The organism is Selenomonas sp. GACV-9 (assembly GCA_900116485.1).
Classification (GTDB): domain Bacteria; phylum Bacillota; class Negativicutes; order Selenomonadales; family Selenomonadaceae; genus Selenomonas_A; species Selenomonas_A ruminantium_G.
In genome coordinates this window covers 123,174-142,301 of sequence record FPAX01000003.1, presented here as the reverse complement: position 1 = coordinate 142,301, position 19,128 = coordinate 123,174, and the positions used below count along the sequence as shown (strand labels likewise).

General features: G+C 43.3%; 18 protein-coding genes and 1 pseudogene. 16 read left to right on the top strand and 3 right to left on the bottom strand.

What is annotated here, in order from left to right:
* Nucleotides 1-18 precede the first annotated feature (18 nt).
* From BM322_RS05040 to BM322_RS04990, 11 genes are all read left to right on the top strand, one after another.
* Complete coding sequence (locus tag BM322_RS05040) at nt 19-1,479, top strand: hypothetical protein (protein ID WP_075428823.1); 1,461 nt, start codon at nt 19-21, stop codon at nt 1,477-1,479.
* A gap of 50 nt (nt 1,480-1,529) precedes the next feature.
* Entirely contained in the window at nt 1,530-1,940 is a 411-nt protein-coding gene (locus BM322_RS05035) for an FdtA/QdtA family cupin domain-containing protein (protein WP_075428822.1), read from the top strand.
* A gap of 15 nt (nt 1,941-1,955) precedes the next feature.
* Nucleotides 1,956-2,540 carry a GNAT family N-acetyltransferase gene (locus tag BM322_RS05030; RefSeq protein WP_177220819.1) on the top strand — a complete coding sequence of 195 codons (585 nt, stop codon included), beginning with the start codon at nt 1,956-1,958 and terminating at the stop codon, nt 2,538-2,540.
* A 22-nt stretch (nt 2,541-2,562) separates the two neighbouring features.
* Nucleotides 2,563-2,778 (top strand): phosphopantetheine-binding protein, encoded by a 216-nt coding sequence (locus BM322_RS05025; RefSeq protein WP_075428820.1) that lies wholly within the window; start codon nt 2,563-2,565, stop codon nt 2,776-2,778.
* A gap of 17 nt (nt 2,779-2,795) precedes the next feature.
* Nucleotides 2,796-3,542, top strand: a complete 747-nt coding sequence (locus BM322_RS05020; protein ID WP_075428819.1) for an SDR family NAD(P)-dependent oxidoreductase — start codon at nt 2,796-2,798, stop codon at nt 3,540-3,542.
* Between the two features lie 12 nt (nt 3,543-3,554).
* Complete coding sequence (locus tag BM322_RS05015) at nt 3,555-4,550, top strand: 3-oxoacyl-ACP synthase III family protein (protein WP_075428818.1); 996 nt, start codon at nt 3,555-3,557, stop codon at nt 4,548-4,550.
* A gap of 34 nt (nt 4,551-4,584) precedes the next feature.
* Nucleotides 4,585-5,685, top strand: a complete 1,101-nt coding sequence (locus BM322_RS05010; RefSeq protein WP_075428817.1) for a DegT/DnrJ/EryC1/StrS aminotransferase family protein — start codon at nt 4,585-4,587, stop codon at nt 5,683-5,685.
* A gap of 284 nt (nt 5,686-5,969) precedes the next feature.
* Nucleotides 5,970-6,833 (top strand): acyltransferase family protein, encoded by an 864-nt coding sequence (locus tag BM322_RS05005; protein WP_075428816.1) that lies wholly within the window; start codon nt 5,970-5,972, stop codon nt 6,831-6,833.
* Nucleotides 6,834-6,850: 17 nt separating this feature from the next.
* Nucleotides 6,851-7,966: a glycosyltransferase family 4 protein gene (locus BM322_RS05000; RefSeq protein ID WP_075428815.1), complete on the top strand. Its 1,116-nt coding sequence runs from the start codon at nt 6,851-6,853 to the stop codon at nt 7,964-7,966.
* 12 nt (nt 7,967-7,978) lie between these two features.
* A complete protein-coding gene (locus tag BM322_RS04995; protein WP_075428814.1) occupies nt 7,979-9,562 on the top strand; it encodes a glycosyltransferase family 2 protein in 1,584 nt (527 codons plus the stop codon).
* 13 nt (nt 9,563-9,575) lie between these two features.
* Nucleotides 9,576-11,108 carry a lipopolysaccharide biosynthesis protein gene (locus BM322_RS04990; RefSeq protein WP_075428813.1) on the top strand — a complete coding sequence of 511 codons (1,533 nt, stop codon included), beginning with the start codon at nt 9,576-9,578 and terminating at the stop codon, nt 11,106-11,108.
* 58 nt (nt 11,109-11,166) lie between these two features.
* Here the strand turns inward: BM322_RS04990 and BM322_RS04985 are convergent, their stop codons facing one another.
* Nucleotides 11,167-12,150: an IS30 family transposase gene (locus tag BM322_RS04985; protein ID WP_075428812.1), complete on the bottom strand. Its 984-nt coding sequence runs from the start codon at nt 12,148-12,150 to the stop codon at nt 11,167-11,169.
* A 360-nt stretch (nt 12,151-12,510) separates the two neighbouring features.
* Between BM322_RS04985 and BM322_RS13865 the strand changes: the two are divergent.
* Nucleotides 12,511-12,726, top strand: a pseudogene (locus BM322_RS13865) (transposase); the annotation flags it as partial.
* 24 nt (nt 12,727-12,750) lie between these two features.
* Here BM322_RS13865 and BM322_RS04975 read toward each other — a convergent pair.
* Entirely contained in the window at nt 12,751-13,107 is a 357-nt protein-coding gene (locus BM322_RS04975; protein WP_177220818.1) for a hypothetical protein, read from the bottom strand.
* 214 nt (nt 13,108-13,321) lie between these two features.
* Between BM322_RS04975 and BM322_RS04970 the strand changes: the two genes are divergently transcribed.
* Nucleotides 13,322-13,513: a ribbon-helix-helix domain-containing protein gene (locus BM322_RS04970; RefSeq protein WP_075428810.1), complete on the top strand. Its 192-nt coding sequence runs from the start codon at nt 13,322-13,324 to the stop codon at nt 13,511-13,513.
* A gap of 4 nt (nt 13,514-13,517) precedes the next feature.
* Nucleotides 13,518-13,874: a helix-turn-helix transcriptional regulator gene (locus tag BM322_RS04965; protein ID WP_075428809.1), complete on the top strand. Its 357-nt coding sequence runs from the start codon at nt 13,518-13,520 to the stop codon at nt 13,872-13,874.
* Nucleotides 13,875-13,905: 31 nt separating this feature from the next.
* Here BM322_RS04965 and BM322_RS04960 read toward each other — a convergent pair whose 3' ends face one another.
* Nucleotides 13,906-14,892, bottom strand: a complete 987-nt coding sequence (locus BM322_RS04960; RefSeq protein WP_075428808.1) for an Rpn family recombination-promoting nuclease/putative transposase — start codon at nt 14,890-14,892, stop codon at nt 13,906-13,908.
* 232 nt (nt 14,893-15,124) lie between these two features.
* Between BM322_RS04960 and BM322_RS04955 the strand changes: the two genes are divergently transcribed.
* Together BM322_RS04955 and BM322_RS04950 are read left to right on the top strand one after the other, a co-directional pair.
* Complete coding sequence (locus BM322_RS04955) at nt 15,125-16,114, top strand: bifunctional heptose 7-phosphate kinase/heptose 1-phosphate adenyltransferase (protein ID WP_075428807.1); 990 nt, start codon at nt 15,125-15,127, stop codon at nt 16,112-16,114.
* Nucleotides 16,115-16,155: 41 nt separating this feature from the next.
* Nucleotides 16,156-19,071, top strand: a complete 2,916-nt coding sequence (locus tag BM322_RS04950; protein ID WP_143102183.1) for an insulinase family protein — start codon at nt 16,156-16,158, stop codon at nt 19,069-19,071.
* The last annotated feature ends 57 nt before the right edge of the window (nt 19,072-19,128 follow it).

The window sequence follows — 19,128 nt, the reverse complement described above, 5'->3', positions numbered from 1 at the left end:
TTGCTTTCTGGAGGATATATGGAAGAAATAATCGTTGAAAGATACATAAGAGACTTTAATACAAAAGCACAGAAAGCTATTAAAAAAAATGATGTTGATAAAGCATATGATGCTATCAGGGTTTCAGCAGATATACAGTATAAATGGAATCAAAGCTATACGGATGATTTGTTAGAAAAATGTATTCAAGAGATAGTGAATAAGAAAACTTTTACAACAAATTATGAGCCTCAAAATAATGTAATCCTTTTTTATGATGGCTTTGGATTAGATACAAGAGGGTTGGCGTTGATTTATATCAAGGCTTTATGTGAGTTGAGATATTCTGTTATTTATGTCGTACCAGAAATAGCGCGTTATCAGCAAGAAGAAATCCATAAAGTAACAGCGGGGAAGAATATAGTTTTTTGTTATTTAAAGAATAAGTGTGGGAATAAACTGACGTCTGAGATATTGCATTTTTTCAAAAAATATCAGCCACATACAGCATTTTTTTACACGTATCCAGCGGATGTAGAAGGCTGTGTTTCTTTTGCGGTTATGGCAGGGAAGGTAAAACGATATCAGATTAATTTGACTGACCATGCTTTTTGGTTAGGGAGAAATGCTTTTGATTATTGTGTGGAATTTCGTAATTATGGGGCTTGTGTCTCGCATAAGTATCGGCACATAGCAGCTGAAAAAATTCGATTACTGCATTATTATCCGTATTTTGATAAGGATGTTCCATTTGAAGGCTTCCCGTTTGATGTTGATGATAGACCTATATTGTTTAGCGGTGGGGCATTGTATAAGACATTTAATGATAAAGAAACCTATTATCAGATGGTTAATGAGATTTTGCAACGGCATGAGGAGTTGCTGTTTGTCTATGCTGGAGCAGGGGATAAATCAGGGCTGAAAAAGCTGCAGACGAGATATCCTTCCCGAGTATTTGTGTTGGATGAACGAAAAGACTTATATGCAGTTATGAAACACTCTACGATATACCTTAATACATATCCTATGATAGGAGGCTTGATGACACAGTATGCTGCTGTTGCTGGGAAACTTCCCTTGACATTGCTCAACTGTCCGGATAATAGTTTGGACGGATTGTTGCTCAACCATAAGGATATTAGGTTGGAATTTAAGAATAAGGATGAGTTGGTGTCTGAAGTGGATAAACTGCTATCAGATAAACAATATCGGCAATTGGCTGAACGTAAATTAATCAGCAGAGTGATGGATGAAGATACCTTTAGGTGTGAATTGAATAATCTTGTGGTGACTGGGAAAACTAAATTTGAATTCTGTTTGCATGATATTGATACAAGTGAGTTTCGTAAATCGTATAAACATAGGTTTACTATGAAATCGTTGGCTCGTTCAATCATTAGTAAAAAGACAGTATCGATATGGAAATATTATCCTAAATTAATCATTTATAGGGTGATAGAAAAATTACTAAGTCAATTGACCGTGCAAGATAAAAATTAGAAGATATTATCTTTGATATCTGTATCAAAAATCTATACGAGGTGGATAAATTGCAGGTAGTAAAATATGTATTCCAACCCCATGGAGATGATCGGGGACAGCTCATTGCGCTGGAGGAGTTTAAGGATATTCCCTTTAAGATCAAGCGTGTCTACTATATGTATGATACAGCGGGAGGTGTTGTGAGGGGACATCATGCGCATAAGAAACTGGAGCAGATTCTTGTCTGCATTCATGGTAGCTGCAAGATTCGGCTGGATAATGGCAAGGAGAAGAAGGTCGTGCCTCTTGAAAAGCCGTATGAGGGGCTGTATGTAGCCAACAACATGTGGCGGGAGATGTTTGATTTCTCCGAGGATGCGGTGTTATTGGTGTTTGCATCGGAGCTGTATGACGAGAGCGATTACATTCGCGATTATGACGAGTTTATGAATTTCATCAAAGAGCATCCTGAAAAGTGAATGGGAGATGGTAGTTTGGATTGTGTTCCGGATTTAATTGGTCATAAGGTTGTGTTAAAGGAGCTTTCGCCGGAATATTTTTCCGATGTAGTTCGGTGGCGCAATGATAAGGAATTAAATAAATTCTTGAATCAGCCCCAGGAGCTGACAATGGAGACGGAAACGGCTTGGTATCAGCAGCGTTATCAGCAGGATGATACGCAGGGGCTTATGGTTTTTGTCGACAAGGAAAATGATGTTCCTTTTGCTACATTGGGCTGGACTGATATGGATAGGGAAAAAAGACGGTGTATTTTGGGCAGACTTTTGTTAGGAAATCCTGCTTATCGAAATCATGCAGGTTTTTTGGAAGGCTTTTTCCTGTTGTCTGACTATCTTTATCAGCAGGTGGATATGATGCATATTCATGTAGTTAAGGATAATCGCAAGGCAATTCGTTTGAATAAAATGCTTGGCTTTGTGGAAAATCAAGGAGAGATACAATATCCTCATGAGTTATTTGTAAATAATCTACATCAACGGGAATATTATCGTACCAAGGAAATGTATCAAAAAATAAGAAAAAGTCTTTATGAAGACTTGCAGGAAGCTTTGTTTTAAAAATGTTTTGGAGGAATAGAAAATGGAACAGAAATTTATTGAGGAATTAACGGAAACTATCGATACGGAAGATAAGCTGGCCATGGATACGGTATTGGCTGATTTAGAGGATTGGGATTCTTTGAGTTTTGTCAGCTTTATCTCTATGGCGAATGCGTCTTATGGGAAGAAAGTAGCTGCTGACCAGGTACGTGAGGCTGTGACGGTTGCTGATCTTTATCAGTTGGTAAAGGGCTAACAATAGGAAGGCTTCAGATGAATCAGGTATCGTTTGATTTTTCCGATTGCCGTTTTGCTGTAACGGGGGCATCTTCAGGGATGGGACAGTGTGTTGCGCGAGAGCTGGCAGAGGCTGGTGCGCAGGTGCTTGCTATTGCCCGCCGTGAGGAAAAGCTCCGGGAGTTGCAGAAAGAATATCCAGAACAAATCACTATAGCGGCAGTGGATGTCTGTAATAAAAAGCAGCTGAGTGAGGCTGTTCGAGAGTTCGTTCAGGATAAAGGCAAACTGAATGGTGGCATTCATGCTGCAGGAATTGTTGGGATTACCCCGTTGAAACAGTATGACCTTGATATGGCTCGTAGAATCATGGATGTCAGCTTTTGGGCAGGCGTGGATTTTTTACAGGTATGTACAAAGACCGCAATATCTGAGAAAGGTGCAAGCTTTGTTCTGTTTTCCTCGGTTGATGCAATGGCAGGTTGGAAGGGAAAGTTTGCCTATAGTGGGGCTAAGATGGCGGTTAACAGTGCTGTAAAGTCCATTGCTAAGGAAATTGCTCGGCGGAGCCAGCGGGTCAATTCAATTCTTCCTGGTTGGGTGCAGACAAATATGACGGAAGAAGCGGCAGACATCACGGATATGGCACCGATTTTACAGCGGGAGCTTTTAGGTGTGGGAAAGCCCGAAGACGTGACGGGACAGGTATTGTTTCTGCTCAGCGATAGGGCATCGTGGATTACAGGTACCAATGTTGTAGTGGACGGCGGGTATCTCGCATAAGGAGATTTTACTTTGAAGGCATATATAAGTGGGCTGGCATATGCCTTGCCCGAACATGTAGAGGAAAATGAAAAGAATCGTTTGACTAAGAAGACGGGCATATTGCGGCGACATATTGCGGCAGAGGGAGAGCTGGCATCGGATTTGGCAGTTCAGGCTGCAGAAAAACTGTTCAGCAAGGGCTTAGATAGAAGTAAGATAGATTTTTTGCTTTTTTGCACAGAATCGCCGGACTATATCTTGCCGCCTACCGCTTGCTTATTGCAGCATCGGTTAGGACTGTCACGTAATTGTGGAGCCTTTGATTATAATCTTGGCTGTTCTGGATTCGCTTATGGGCTTGGCATTGCAAAGGGCTTTATCGAATCGGGGCAGGCGAAAAATGTGTTGCTGATTACCGCTGAAACGTATAGCAAACATATCCATCCGCAGGATCATAGTACGGCGCCATTGTTTGGTGATGGAGCTAGTGCTGTATGGATAGAATCTGTAGACGAAGAAGATCCAGGAATTCGTGCTCTGCATTATGGTACGGACGGCAGTGGTGCTGAAAATCTTATTGTGCCTGTTGGTGGCATGCGAAATCCGTATGGCGTGGCAAAAGAAGAAACTACTGATCAATATAACAATATCCGGGATAATTACCATTTGCAAATGGTTGGCTCGGCCATCAGCGAATTTTCGTTGGAAGTTGTACCGCAAACGTTGCAATACGTATTAGCTGATGCCGAGTTGGCTAAAGCCGAAGTGGACTATTACGTCTTCCATCAGGCCAATAACTTCATGCTCAAATATTTGCAGCAGAAATGTGATTTGCTTGACGTGCCGTATTGGAATGACGTGGAAGAATATGGGAATACCGTGTCCAGCTCAATACCTATTGCTCTTGCAGATATGTTGAAAGCCAATCCGGATAAACATTTACAGAATGTAGTCATTATGGGATTTGGTGTAGGACTGTCCTGGGCCGGAGGCGTTATAGACTTAACGAAAGTTAAATATCTATAACGTTGATTGAAAAAGTATACGAGGGAGAATGATTATGGAAATTCCATTTGCAGATTTGCGTCCGATGCATGATGAACTTCGCAGTGAGTTGGATGCGGCATATAAGAAGGTCATGGACAATAGCTGGTTTATCCAGGGAAAAGAACTGGAGGCTTTTGAAAAGGAGTTTGCAGCCTATGTTGGTGTCAAGCATTGCATCGGCGTAGCTACAGGACTGGATGCTTTGTATCTGATTTTGAAAGCCTATGGCATTGGAGCTGGTGACGAGGTTATCGTTCCATCCAATACCTTCATCGCCACGGCACTTGCGGTTTCGTATGCGGGCGCAACGCCGGTGTTCGTGGAGCCTAAGATTGAGACATTCAACATCGATGCAGCCCTGATTGAGGCGGCGATTACACCGAAAACCAAGGCAATCATGGCTGTTCAACTGCAGGGGCGCTGCTCTGATATGGATGAAATCAATCGCATTGCGGAAAAGCATGGCTTGAAGGTCATCGAGGATGCAGCTCAGGCACATGGTGCGAAATACAAAGGGAAGAAAGCCGGTGCATTAGGCGATGCGGCTGGGTTCAGCTTTTATCCTGGCAAGAATCTCGGTGCATTGGGCGACGGCGGCTGTGTGACTACCGATGATGATGAACTGGCAGCTAAAGTCCGCGCACTAGGCAATTATGGTTCGGATTATAAGTACCATCATATCTACAAAGGAACCAATAGCCGTTTGGACGAGATGCAGGCAGCATTCCTGCGGGTGAAATTGCCATATCTTGATAAGTGGAATGAGGCTCGCCGTAAAGTGGCTGCCCGTTACTTGGCCGAGATAAAAAATCCGTTGATCAAATTGCCGCTCGCAACTTCAGAAGATTACGAGCATATCTATCATGTGTTTGTTATCCGTTGTAATAAACGTGATGAGTTGGAAAAATATCTGGCTGATAATGGTATTCATACGGTAAAACATTATCCTATTCCTATGCATATGCAGAAGGCTTATGCAGAATTACAGATTCTAGAGGGTAATCTTCCTATCGCTGAAGAAATTAGCCGAACGGTGCTGAGTATACCGATGTACTACGGAATGACAATGGATCAAGTAGATTATGTAATTAATCGATTGAACAAGTTTGGTTAATAAATTTCTTGACATGGGGGACGATATGGAAAATGCTCTTCACAGACAGACAGACAGACAGACAGACAGACAGACAGACAGACAGACAGACAGACAGACAGACAGACAGACAGACAGACAGAGCGTAATTCAGCTATTGAACTTTTGAGAATATTTGCTGGGATGGCTGTTATAGTTCTTCATTTTAACTTTGGCAGTGTAGGTGCAGTGGAAATTGCTTCAGGTATAACACAGCAGATATTGCTATTTTTGGAAGCAATATCTGCTGTGCAGAGAATTGTTTTTTGTTAATTAGTGGTTATTGCAGTGCTAATAGTAAAAAAATCAATCTGAGCCGGTTAGTACAATTGATAATTCAAACAAGTATATTTGCTCTATTTTTTCGAGTTGTGTCTACTGCGATAAATGATACATGGTCGATAAAGATATTAACCTCGCTTTTACCTGTAAATTATTATGTTATTTTATATGTGACCTTGATGCTTGTGGCGCCTTATATCAATATAACCATGGAGAGACTATCAAGAGATAGTTTGATATTATTATTATTTTTGTTGATAATGGCATTTTCTGTGTATCCTACGGCTGTCGATGTTTTAGAGGAGTGTACGGGGAAACAGTTTATGGGGTTGAATTCTGTATCAATAAATGGATCTATTGGTGGTTATAGTATTATCAATTTTATGTTGATATATGTAATTGGGGCAGCTATTAGACGATTGGATTTAGTAGGCTGTTTTTCAGCGAAAAAAATATTAGTCCTATGGATGTCAACTATAATTGGAATTTACATTTGGCATCTATTCTTGCCAAAAACAGGATATAATTACTGTAATCCCTTAGTCATTTTAGAGGCTGCAACATTGTTCTTGGTGATTGCAAGGCTAAATTTTAGAAGTAAAATGGTTAATTATATTGCCCCCGCTGCATTTACTTGTTATTTGATACATACGAGTGTGTTGAAAGTTGTTGGTAAATATATAGCAGCTCATTCATCTGGTTGGAGATTGATGCTTATGCTGTTTACTATGGTTATAGGTGTGTATATGCTTTCAATCGTGATGATGAAGGTATGGCAGTTGTTGGTGAAATCATTATATTGTAGAACTGTGGACAAGATTTCAATTATAAAAATAAGGGAAATATAATGTGAAGAAGGCGTATTATGAATGTTTTGATGGTGGTATCTTGGTATACGTCCAAAAATAGTAAAAAAATTACGGAAGGAATTTTTCATTATGAGCAGGCTATATCATTACAAAAGTATTGCAATGTTGCTATTTATTGGCCTTTTGATGGAGAAAATCTGCACGTAGTAAAAGACGAAGAATTTGGATTACTTACATATAGAAGCGGTTATAGGCATAGAAGAGGTATATCACGGTGGGATATACTAAAAAATTATAGAAAAGTAATACGGGAATATAAACCGGATGTTATTCATGCACAAGTGGCTGGAAGTGCGGGAAAGTATTCAATAATTATCTCAAAACTACATGATATACCTGTAGTTATAACAGAACATGCACCATTGGAAATGATGGATTTAAATTCGTGGAAATATCGTATCATTTTAAAGTATATTTATTCCCAATCCTATAAAAATATTTGTGTATCTGATTATTTAAATAAACAATTATCTACAAAATTTATTACGTGTCAATTTCTTACAATATTTAATCCAATAGCTGATTGTTTTATTAATGTTCCTGTGTCTCGTAGAAGATTAAATCAGAAGATAGTATGTGGAGTTGTAGCTCAATTATACGATAAAGATATAAAAGGATTGCAATTTTTGTTGCCAGCGATAAGGAATTTAATTGATAATAATGTGGATATTGTACTTAATATAATAGGTGGTGGTAAATATCTGGATTATTATATAGAATTATCTAAAAAATTATGTTTAAATAATGCCGTTATTTTTCATGGTGACTGTCCTAAAGAGACAGTTGTAAATATCATTACGCAGATGGATTTTATGATATCTGCTAGTTTGTTTGAGAGTGCTGGTGTAAATATAGAAGAATCTTTGGCGCTAGGTAAGCCTATGGTGGTGACAAAATCTGGCGGTGGGGATTCATTGGTGGATGATACGAATGCTATAGTGGTTGAAAAAGGCAGCGTGGATGCGTTGGCTAATGGAATTAAAGATATGATAAATAACTATAGTAGATTTGATCAAGAAGCTATTGCGAAAAATGCTAGAGAGAAGTTTTCTATGAAACGTATTACAGAACAATATATTTCTATTTATAGGGACTGTGTAACAGAAAAGTAGGGGAGAGAAACTATGCAAGAGAACGTTGGGAAAATATTATTATCAGATGAATATGATAAGTTTATGGATAAAATCCAATCAGGGGAAAACTTCGTCTTGGTGCGAATGGGCGATGGGGAGCGTTCCTTAATAATGGGAAAAACTGTGCATGCGCAAGAAGGGTGGTCGGCACCGGAGAGTGTTACCAAATTGGGAATCACTTTGCAGAAGTGTTTAGATCATAATGAGCCTGATGTTTATTGGGGGATTGCATGTCCCTGTTGTGACCGAGAAGCATATTATTGGTATAGTACTCGGTTACAAAGTAAAAATATTACTTTTGCTAATATTTTCGTGAATGTAAATTATAAAAGATTTAAAAATGATTTTTTAAACATAAAAAGAAAAGCTGTAGTTATAGGAAATGTTGCAGGCGAAAATAAAAAAATCGGGAACTTGGAGGTACTTAAATATTATAGTGTAAGTAATCAATGTGTTGATTTTTGGTCGGAGCAAGGGCAAGTCTTTATAGAAGGTATTATCAAAGAATTCGGTGATAGGGATGATATTTTATATGTTGTGTCTGCCGGGCCATTGTCAGAACCGATTATTTTTGCTCTTTATGAGAACAACCCCAAAAATTGCTATATTGATTTTGGATCATCAGTTGACTTTTTGATTCATGGTAAGGATACTCGACCATATAATAATGAAAATAGTACATATGCACAAAGAAATTGTTGGATGTATAATCCACTGGATGTTGATTTTTCGGTGTCTGTTATTCTTACCACGTATAAGAAGCCGGACGCATTGGAGAAACAATTAAAAGTATTACAGAATCAATCGTTAAAGCCGAAAGAAATAATACTATATCAAGATGGGATAAATGGCAGATATAAAATTGACTTCGATCGTGAACTTTTGGATGAATTTGATAGATGCGTAATCAGTAAGGAAAATTATGGTGTATGGAAGCGTTTTGAAATTGCGAAGGATAAATCTGCGTCTAAATATGTGTGCTTATTTGATGATGATACTATTCCTGGCAGACGCTGGTTGGAAAACTGTCATTTTCATATGCAAAGTCAAGAAGCTGTATATGGTGGCATAGGTATTGTGTTGAAGAATCCTAGTCAGTATCCTTATAGTGGATATTATCGTGTTGGCTGGGATGGTCCTTATGGAAAACCTGTACAAGTGGATTTTGTTGGTCATTCCTGGTTCTTGCCAAAAGTATATTTAGAAAATATGTTTACAGATACGGGGAAATATCAAGCATATAAGTTGACGGGAGAAGATATGTGTTTGTCCTTCGTTTGCCAAAAAATCGGTGTACCAACGATTGTACCACCACATCCATGGGGGAATACAGATTTGTGGAGTTCTATGCCCAAATATGCTTTAAATTTTGGTAAAGCTAGTGTGGCTATTTCTAATAATCCTGAGCAATGTGCACGGATGCGTGACGTGTTGGATAAGTTTTTAGCCGATGGGTGGCGACTATGCAAGGAACAAATGGATGTTGACAGTGTAGAACATAAAATAAAAATAGGAAGATATGTGACGAAATTGAAAAGGTACCGCCACAAAGCAAAAGAGAAATGGGGGATATAAAGGGGGCTAGTTTTTGTTTAACAAAAGATCTAAGCTACGAAATATAATTCTTAGTTCATCGGCTGGTGTGGCAGAGCAATTAGTGTTTTATATCACTTCATTTGCTTATCGTACTGTGTTTATCTTTATATTATCTCAAAATTACTTGGGAATTAATGGGTTGTTTACGAATGTTTTGCAGATTTTTTCTTTGGCAGAATTAGGGATTGGCTCTGTTATCACCTATAAGCTCTATTCTCCTATTAAAGAAAATAATGTTCAAAAATGTGCGGAATACCTTTATTTCTATAAATATGTATATATGCTAATTGCTGGAATCGTACTATTGCTAAGCATATGTTTCTACCCTTTTCTTTTTGATGTTATAAAAGATACCAGTGAGGTGCCTGGCGACGTAGATTTAAGATATCTATATTGGATTTTCGTAGCCCAAAATGTGGTGAGTTATCTCTTTGTTTATTGGCAGGCTATGCTTTTGGCTGACCAAAAGGGGTATATGTTATCCAGTTTAAATATGATATCAAATGTAGCTCAAAATTTATTGAAGATATTTGTATTATGGTTATATCAAGATTACACGATAACCATTACTGTCGGTATAATGTTATCTGCGCTTTATAATATAGTGTTGAGTAAGTATATTATAGGAAAGTATAGCGAAGTGGCGGAACGAATGAATGATGGTTTGTCACGTTCGGAAAAACTGGGTGTAATTAAAGATACAATGGCGCTTATGTGTCATAAGGTTGGTTATGTAGTTGCAAATGCCACTGATAGTTTGATCCTGTCGAAATATATTGGAATATCGACTTTGGGAGTATATTCTAATTATGCAATGTTGATGATGGCTTTGGATTCCTTTATGAATAAAATTTTTGGCAGTTTTGTTTCTACTATTGGCAATATGAGTATAGGAACAGACCCATCTTATATATATCAAAAGTATCGCGAGTTATTATTCCTTAATTTGTGGGTAGCATCCTTGGCTGGTATTTGTTATTATATTTTAGTTAATCCGTTTATTATGCTATGGATTGGTGAAACATATTTGTTGGATATCACTGTGGTTATGTTGTTAAGTACACACATTTTTCTGAATTCATCTAGAATAATTAATTCATCGTTTATAAATGCTAATGGTCTTTTTGTCAAAGATAAACCACGTCCGTTAATAGAAGCAGGACTTAATTTGGTGTTTTCTATTTACTTGGTGCAAAAAATAGGTTTGCCTGGAGTTTTTTTAGGAACCATATTCAGTACAGTATTAACTGTGGGGTGGCGAGATGCTTTGATTCTATATAGGAATGTGTTTCATCGGCCTGTAATTGAATACTACATATATTATTTGAAATGGTTTATGCTGTCATTGGTGGTGGGAGAAGGTACAATGTTACTTTGCTCACTAGTGCCAATCTCAGTGATAGGATTAATAATCCGCACAGTAATATGTTTGTTGCTTGTTAACGTAGTATACTATTTTATTTTCAGAAACAATGTATATTGGAAGTATTTACAGATTGTTTTTAATCGCATAAGGAGAAAATGATTTTTTCGTATGAATGTAAGAGTCAAACAATACTACGGAGGAAAATATAGACGGATTGTCAAGCTAAGTGCAACACTTCCTCAAAATGGACCTCATATGGTGTTCTGTAGTTAAGACATTTCCTTGGGCGCAAGTTCATCATAGCAACTTTTCTCTGTATGTAGTCATCAGAGAGTTTTGTTATGTCCTTACCCTTGGGGAAATATTCTCTAAGCAGGCCGTTAGTATTCTCGTTGGAGCCCCTTTGCCATGGCTGGTGAGGCTGCGGAAAGTAGAACGGCAAACCATCCAGGTATTCTGTCACATCTGCATGACGGGCAAATTCTTTGCCCCTGTCAGGCGTTACCGACAGGGCCTTGACACCAAGAAGCAGGTCTATCATAGCCCTGCTGACGGCCTGAGAATTTTTCTTGTCAGCTTTGCCACAAATAAGGTAGCGGCTCTTTCGGTCGACAAGGGTTACAAGGCAGGCTTTTCCTTGCTGGCCAACAACGGTATCAGCTTCCCAATGCCCTATTTCTGAACGGTTTTCGGCTCCTACCGGGCGTTCTGTAATATCGTGGCTGATCTGGATTTTGCCACGCTTCTCATCAGCAGAGCGCTTCCTCCTGCGCTTGCCACGGTGCCTCAATTTCTTTATGACGCTTGCCGTGGAGGCTTTGGGGGCGTTCAGCCATCCACTGTATATTGCACGGTAGATGGTCGTGGTGCTTATTACGCACTTGCCATATTCGGCTCTCAGCCGTCCGACGATTTCTTCTGGAGACCACTGACATTCGAGCAGCCTGTGCTTCACATGCTCCAAGAGACTGGTGTATTCCAGCCTGTTATGGGGGTTGCAATACGCACGGCGTGCCTGATACTGGTGTTGTGCCACTACTGGCATATACTGACCGCCAACAGAGTTCCTGCGAAGCTCTCGGGATATGGTTCCTTTGTTGCGCCCCATACTTTCGGCTATGGCAGTGATAGAATAGCCTTTGGCCCTAAGAAATAGTAGATTTTCTCTCTCATATAGTGTAAGATGTTTGTAATGACGCATAGTTCCTCCTGGAAATGGGTTGTCGCAAACACCATTATACTAGAGGTCTATGCGTTATTTTATTTTGAGTTATGTGATGTTGCACTTAGATTGTAAATCCGCCGTAAAATAATTTGCGCAAAGCTATTTTATGCCCCATACTGGGGTAATCAAGTATAGACAAGGAAGGTAACAATGGCAAAACGTAAAGATACACCGAATACCCCAGGCGAGCAGATTGCTCAGCAGATTTTCGGACCTATTTTTGAGTCTATGTTGAAAGGCGAAATGGAAAATCATCTTGGATATGAAAAGCATGAGCGCGTTGCCAGCTGCGACAATGCACGCACGTGGCATGGGTCAGTGAGATATCGCATCTACCAAAGTAAACATACTTGGATGCAAATCTTCGATGAACTGAAAGCTCGTGGTGTTCAAGACCTCAGATTTCTTTCCATGGATGGTGTTGCCGGCCTGGAAGACGGGGCGAAAGCAATCTTTCCCCAAGTAGTTACACAGCGTTGAATTGTGCATCTTATCCGCAATTCCGTACGCTATATTCTCCGTAAAAGCTGGGCCTCTTTTACCAAACAGCTTTTACCGAGATTGCTTGTTCCCCTTTTACCGCTTGCACTTCCTCGGAAAGAAGATACAAGAAAGGGCCACGTTGTTTCTTGGCGACACGGAAAATAGCTGGTGCAATTTGCGCCAATTGATGCTGTTGGAACTCATGAAGCGATAAAAGGTGTTCTTAGCAGAAGGGATGGAGCTTGAATGCTTCCGTTGTTTCTGGAATAATGATTTGCTGCTGAAAACATTTTCAAAGGCGACTTGGAATATATCTTTGACGAAAAAGCCGCGTACTTTGTACGCATTACAGGCTTTGATAATCTGCTCTATATGGAATTCTTCAAGAAAATGAGAGTTTTTCGAAGAAAGAAGTTCAAGAGACTGATGATTATGTGCTACAATATTCATGGCATAAGCCCTCCGTTTATGTTGTGAATTTTAGTCGCTTTCATTATACAAAACGGAGACGGCTTATGCTATTTATTTTAGAAAAACTGATTTAACACTTAATGGGAAGTTTTGCAACTGCGAAGTTTGAGTTTTTATTAATGAAAGTGTAACTATGTAGGGATAGGAAGATTCTGTTATGCGTTGTTTTGTTTTAAGGAAATGAGGCGATTGAATGTTTATAGTAAAGAAAAACTCTGAGATGATGAATAAGACATTTCGTCTGCCTGTAGATTTGTTGGAGCGGCTTACTGAGGTGGCAAAGGCTCAGGAGGTGTCAGTCAATAACCTGGTGCAGCAGTGCTGTGAGTATGCGCTCGGAGATATGGCAGGGGGAGGAAAGGCGGAGACGAAGCAGAGGAAGTGAGTTTATGACGGAGCTTTCGAAGAATCTCCAGAGCATACGCGCGGCTCGTGGACTGCGGCAGCAGGATGTGGCAGATAGGATGGGTATTAGCAGGGCTACCTATGCGAACTACGAGGCGGGGCAGCGCAGCCCGAATAATGTCATGCTGATGAAGATTGCGGCGCTGTTTCAGGTGCGCGTCGATGACTTGCTGGGGTTCCAGCCGGATGACAGTCATCTGCTGCCTGAGGAGATTTCCTTGCTTGAGCGTTTTCGGCGTCTGCCGGAGGACAAGCAGAAGTTCTTTTCGCGGTTGGTTGATTTTGAGCTGCAGGATAATCCAAATATAGATAGCAAGAAACCGCCATTCTCTTCAAAGTGAGAATGGCGGTTTCTGTTATTTCATGGGGTAGTTATAATTCTTTGGCAAGCTCAGCAATGCGGTCGGCGGACAGGCCAGTGTATTTCATGATCAGGTTGATGTCCATATTGTCGCGCAACATGTCAAGGGCCATAGTTTCGTGTGCTTTTCGTTCACCCTCGGTGCGACCCTGCTCGAGACCCTGCTCGAGACCCTGTTGGAGGCCTTGTTCAAGCCCTTGTTCAAGCCCTTGTTCAAGCCCTTGTTGCATGCCTGCCTCACGTCCTTGTTTGAATCCTTCGGCAAGGTTTGCTTTGAGGTCGCTGTTGTAGTCCCAGATGGCCGATTCGCGGGCAATATATTCGCGGTAGGCGGTGTCATCCATGATATAGCGGTCAGATGCTTGCATAGCATCCTTGATGGCTGTATTTTTCATTGCGAGTTCCTCCTTTTGATTTTCATCGAGTTTGTTGGCGAAATATGCTAGCCATTTTTCGATGCGATCCATAGATTGGATGGGTTTATCCTTGTATTTAGGGATTTCGAGAAAGTGGATTTCAAGATCATCGGTCAGACGATGGTGGGTTTCCGGGTTATATAAGATATAGGCTGCATGTGGATTCTCTTGGGGGAGAAAGCTGTAGCGCAGGATGTTGATGGAAATGGCAGGTTTCAGTGTGCCGTAATCGTCACCGGTGTGGAGGGAATCAAAGTGCAGGTACATGTGCGACCAGTAGAAAAGCGTACGTTTTTCCATGTTGCGCCGGTTGACTACTTGCATTTCAATGTCGATACGGCTGCCGTCGTTTAGAATACCAAAGATATCAAGGCGGCCGAGTTTATCGGTATCTTTGTCGGGAGATATCTCCGTATTGCGGAATTGCAGGTCGACAAACGCGTTGTCACCATCACGACCAAGAATATCATTGATGAGCTGCAAGGTGATGTTTTTGCGTTCTTCGCGACCAAAGACGAACTTAAAGAGCAAATCGTTGGTGGGGTCATAGGAACGTACGGTAGGGACATGACTCTGCTTCATGGTAAACCTTCCTTTCTTCTTATTATAAATAATGATGGATGTCTCTGCAATATGCAGAGGAGTATTGTATAGAAAATATATGTTCTCCACACATATATTCTACCATATTCAGAACATAAATTCTATAAAATCTGATGTATACATAAAAGCTTCGTCTGAAAGTATACTGGCAGGATTTTATCTTTGTGGCGCGAATACATTAAGCATAAATATGATGTGGGGAGGATGCGTTATGGATAATCAGCGGTTATGCCAATTCTTGGAGGAGAAGACGTCGGCTTGCAAGGTGTTGGTAGTTGGCGATATCATGCTGGACAAGTATTACTATGGTGAGGTGACGCGTATCTCAGGGGAGGCGCCGGTGCCGATTACGCGGGTACATTCGTCGAATGAGAAGCTCGGCGGCGGTGCCAATATTGCCTACAACTTGTCGGTGCTTGGCTGTCAGACGGGGCTGTCGGGGTTCGTCGGGGATGATGCGCACTGTGTGAGCATGGTCGAGAAACTGGCCGATTATGGCATCGACAGTGCGGGGCTTATCCGCACGGATCGTCCGACGACGACGAAGGTGCGTATCATGAGCGGCAATCAGCAGATGTTCCGCCTGGATTTTGAGCAGGTCGGGGCAGTGGATGAGACGTACGCAAAGGAGTTCCAGCAGTATATTGCCGGCCGGCTCAATGAGAGCCTTGACTGTGTGATCATCTCCGATCATGACAATGGCGCCTGCACGGAGAAGTCGTGTGCGAAGATCATCGAGCTTTGCCATAATCATGGCGTGCCCGTCGTGGTCGATATGAGCGGGCACAACTGGGTAAACTATGCGCATGCTGACTATGTGGTGGCGAATATGAAACGCGTAAATCAGGTATTGCTGCAGCCAGTGGAAAATGATGATGCTGCCATCGAGAAGGCGGCACATTATCTGATGCGCAAATACCGCGTGCGTAACGTCATCGTAACGCGGTCGGAGAAGGGGCTGTCGCTGGTGGGAAATGATGTGGTCAAGCATATCCCGACAAAGGCTCAGGAGCTTTTCGATGTGCTCGGTGCTACCGATACGATTGCGGCGGTATTAGCGCTTGCTCTGGCTGGCGGCCTCAATCCGCGTGAGGGTGCATATCTTGCCAATCTGGCGGCCAGCAGGGTCGTGGCGCGCGTCGGTACGTATGCGGTTACGCGTGAGGAATTGCAGGGGTTACTACGCGAGGGTACGATGTGATATAATAGTAGAGATTGATGTATAGATGAGGGGGAGATTTGTTGACCACTAGCGATATGATTCATGGTTTCAAGGTAATACGCAAAAGTGATTTGCCGGAGACAGATTCGACGGCCTGGGTGTTCGAGCATGAGAAGACGGGCGCGCGGGTCTTTTTCCTGCAGAATGATGATGATAATAAGGTTTTCTCGATTTCTTTCCGCACGCCGCCTGTTGACGATACGGGTGTCGCGCATATCGTCGAGCATTCGACGCTTTGCGGCAGCCGCAAGTATCCGCTCAAGGAGCCGTTTGTCGAGCTCGTCAAGGGATCGCTCAATACGTTCCTCAATGCGATGACGTATCCGGATAAGACGATGTATCCGGTGGCTAGCCGCAACGACAAGGATTTCCAGAATCTCATGGATGTCTATCTCGATGCGGTATTCTATCCGAATATGCGCGAGAATCCGCAGATCCTCATGCAGGAGGGCTGGCATTACGAGATCGAGACGCCGGAGGAGCCGCTGAAATACAGTGGCGTCGTCTACAATGAGATGAAGGGCGCGCTTTCGGCACCGGATGATCTGCTTGAAAGCCGCATCATGACGTCGCTTTTCCCGGATACCACGTATGGCTATGAGTCGGGCGGTGATCCTGAGGCTATCCCGCAGCTGACGCAGGAGATGTTTGTCGGGTTCCATAGCAAGTATTATCATCCGTCGAACAGCTATATCTATCTCTATGGCGATTTGGATATCGAGGAGAAGCTTGCGTATCTGGACAGCGAGTATCTCAGTCACTTTGACCGCATCGAGGTGACTTCGCAGATTGACCGTCAGCCGTCGTTTGCAGCAATCAAGCGTGTGGCAAAGGAGTATCCGGTCAGCAAGGATGATGAGACGGCGGAGAAGTCGTTCTTGTCGCTCAACTGGGTAGTGGGTGACAGCCTTGATGTGACAGATATGATGGGGCTGGAGATCCTCGAGCATGCGCTGCTGCGCACGCCAGCAGCACCGTTGCGCAAGGCGCTGATCGATGCCAAGATCGGCAAGGATGTCGACTCGAATTTCGAGGAGGATATGCTGCAGCCGTTCTTCAGCATCATCGTGAACAATTCGGAGACTGACCGCGCCGATAAGTTCTATGAGCTGGTCATGGCGACGCTCAAGAAGCTTGCTGATGAGGGCCTGGACCGCACGCTGATGGAGGCGTCGCTGAACCTTCTGGAGTTCCGGCTGCGTGAGTCGGATTTCGGCTCGGCACCGAAGGGGCTCATCTACGGCATCCGTGCGATGAAGACCTGGCTTTACGACGGTGAGCCGGAGGAAGTCCTGCGCTATGAGAAAATCCTGCAGGCGATGAAGGAAGGCTTGGACAACGGCTATTTCGAGGGGCTTATCCGCAAGTATTTCCTGCAGAATACGCATGCGACGCTGCTGACGCTCGCACCGAGCCAGACCATGGCTGCTGAGCGCGAGGCGGAGCAGGAGCGAGAGCTGGCGGCGAAGAAGGCAGCCATGAGCGAGCAGGAGATTGCCGATATCATCGCGGCGACCAAGGCCCTCAAGGAGCGCCAGCAGAGCCCTGAGACGGAGGAAGCACTGGCGACGATCCCGGTGCTGAGGCTCTCGGATATTCGCCGTGAGGCCTATGATCTGCCCCTCAAGGAGCTCGACCTTGCGGGCACGAAGGTGCTCTTCAGCGATGTCGAGACCCATGGCATCGTGTATCTGACGTTGTTCTTCGATGCCCAGTCGGTACCACAGGAGCAGCTTCCCTATGCGTTCCTGCTCAGCGAGATCATCGGCAGTGTCGATACCAGTGAGCACAGCTATGCAGAGCTTGCCAATCTCAAGAACCTGCATACTGGTGGCATCACCTATGATATCGTGACGTATACGAAGAATGGTGAGCCGGATTCCTGTGCGCCGAAGTTCAAGATCAAGGCGAAGGTGCTCAAGGAAAAACTCCCGGAGCTGCTGCAGCTGCTGCAGGAAATCCTGACGCAGAGCCAGTTCACGGACAAGAAGCGTGTGCGTGAGCTGCTGGAGCAGGAGCAGGCATCGATGGAGCTCAACCTGCAGCGTTCGGCACATCAGGTGGTTGCTTCGCGTCTGGCTGGTTACCTCTCGCAGGCTGGCCGCTATGCGGATGAGGGCGGTCTGCCGTTCTATCAGTTCGTCAAGGGATTCCTTGCGGACTTCGATAGTGGCCTTGCCAAGATGCAGGCAGTCTTTGCTGAGCTTTTGCCAAAACTCTTCAACAGCAATCGTCTGATCTTGTCGGTGACGGAGCGCGAAAGCGACTATGCTGCCTTTGCCGATGCCTTTGTACCGTTCCAGCAGCAGCTCTGCCATACGGATTATCCAGCACAGGCATATCACTGGGAGCTTGTGGCCCGCAATGAGGGCCTGACATCGTCGAGCCGTGTCCAGTATGTGGGCAAGGGGGCGAACTTCCTGAAGCTTGGCTACTCGTTTACGGGTGTCATGCATGTGCTCGAGACGCTGTTGCGCTATGATTACTTCTGGACGAAGATCCGCGTGCAGGGCGGTGCCTATGGCGCGTTTACGAGCTTTAACCGGAACGGCATGATGTATTTCGGTTCGTATCGTGATCCGAACCTTACCGAGACGCTTGATGTATTTGCGGGTACGGCTGACTATATCCGCCATTTCGAGGCTTCGGAGCGTGAGATGGACAAGTTCATCATCGGTACCATGAGCGGCATCGATACGCCGCTGACGCCTCAGATGAAGGGCAGTGCAGCGGCTACCTGCTGGCTGCGCGGTATCACGAAGGCCCATCGTCAGAAGGTCCGTAATCAGATCCTCGATGCGCGCCAGCAGGATGTCCGCGACCTGGCTGATTTGGTGGAAACGTGCATGGCTCAGGATGTGCTGTGCGTATTTGGCGGCCAGCAGAAGATCGAGGAAAATAAGCAGGTGTTTGGCGAGGTAAGACCGGCGCTCTAAAATACTGGCGTTGCGTTGACTTTAGGCACGTATCATGTGATAATGTTAGGAAAAGAT